The following is a 1,628-nucleotide window of genomic DNA, read 5'->3' on the forward strand; positions in this document are numbered from 1 at the left end:
GCACCCGGGTGCGCACCCCGCCCCGGCCCATCGGCGGGCCCGCGCGACGGCATCTGTTCGGTATCAATTCGCCCAGGGCGTAGGGCAGACCTGGCGAAGAGGCCGGAATCACGGGCCCGGCAGAGTACCGTCGGATAGCGAGACCGAGCGCCGTCGGCGTTGACGGTCCACAGCACCAGGCCCCGGAACCCTGCGGGGCCCCTGGCGAAGGGGAAGCACCTCGTGGCACGCATCGGAGACGGTGGCGACCTGCTCAAGTGCTCGTTCTGCGGCAAGTCGCAGAAGCAGGTGAAGAAGCTGATCGCCGGCCCAGGCGTGTACATCTGCGACGAGTGCATCGACCTGTGCAACGAGATCATCGAGGAGGAACTCGCCGAGACCTCCGAGGTGCGCTTCGAGGAGCTCCCGAAGCCGCGCGAGATCTACGAGTTCCTGGACCAGTACGTGGTCGGCCAGGACCTCGCCAAGAAGGCGCTGTCGGTCGCCGTCTACAACCACTACAAGCGGGTCCAGGCCGGTGAGGCGGGCCGCAGCGGCGGCAACGGCCGCGAGGACGCCATCGAGCTGGCCAAGTCCAACATCCTGCTGCTGGGCCCCACCGGCTCCGGCAAGACGCTGCTGGCGCAGACCCTGGCCCGGATGCTCAACGTGCCGTTCGCCATCGCGGACGCCACCGCGCTGACCGAGGCCGGCTACGTCGGCGAGGACGTCGAGAACATCCTGCTCAAGCTGATCCAGGCGGCCGACTACGACGTCAAGAAGGCCGAGACCGGGATCATCTACATCGACGAGATCGACAAGGTCGCGCGCAAGAGCGAGAACCCGTCGATCACCCGGGACGTCTCCGGCGAGGGCGTGCAGCAGGCCCTGCTGAAGATCCTGGAGGGCACCACGGCCTCGGTGCCGCCGCAGGGCGGGCGCAAGCACCCGCACCAGGAGTTCATCCAGATCGACACCACCAACGTGCTGTTCATCGTCGGCGGCGCGTTCGCCGGCCTGGAGCGGATCATCGAGGGCCGCGCGGGTGCCAAGGGCATCGGCTTCGGCGCCAACATCCGCTCGAAGCGGGAGTCGGACGCCAGCGACCACTTCCGCCAGGTGATGCCCGAGGACCTGGTGAAGTTCGGCATGATCCCCGAGTTCATCGGCCGTCTCCCGGTGATCACCAGCGTGCACAACCTGGACCGCGAGGCGCTGCTCCAGATCCTCACCGAGCCGCGCAACGCGCTGGTCAAGCAGTACCGCAAGCTGTTCGAACTGGACGGCGTGGAGCTGGAGTTCTCCCGGGACGCGCTTGAGGCGATCGCCGACCAGGCGATCCTGCGCGGCACCGGCGCGCGCGGGCTGCGGGCCATCATGGAGGAGGTGCTGATGTCCGTGATGTACGAGGTCCCCTCGCGCCAGGACGTCGCCCGCGTGGTGGTCACCGGCGACGTGGTCTCCAAGCACGCCATCCCCACCCTGGTGCCGCGCGACATGATCAAGCGCGAGCGCCGGGAGAAGAGCGCCTGACCCGAGGCCTCCGTGACACGGGAGGGGGCCCGCCCCCCCGAACGGGGGGGGGCCCCCCCCCGGGGACGCCGCCGCACAATGGGGCCCACCAGGGGGCGCGGGGAGCCCCCGGGGAG

Annotated in this window: 1 protein-coding gene; it reads left to right on the forward strand. The window is 69.5% G+C overall.

Annotation, left to right across the window (positions count from 1 at the left end):
• Positions 1-222: 222 nt before the first annotated feature.
• Positions 223-1,512, forward strand: a complete 1,290-nt coding sequence (gene clpX / locus ACFVHV_RS43780) for an ATP-dependent Clp protease ATP-binding subunit ClpX (protein ID WP_045696864.1) — start codon at positions 223-225, stop codon at positions 1,510-1,512.
• The last annotated feature ends 116 nt before the right edge of the window (positions 1,513-1,628 follow it).

Origin of the sequence: Kitasatospora sp. NPDC127116 (assembly GCF_042677365.1) — a bacterium.
Lineage (GTDB): Bacteria > Actinomycetota > Actinomycetes > Streptomycetales > Streptomycetaceae > Kitasatospora > Kitasatospora lactacystinica.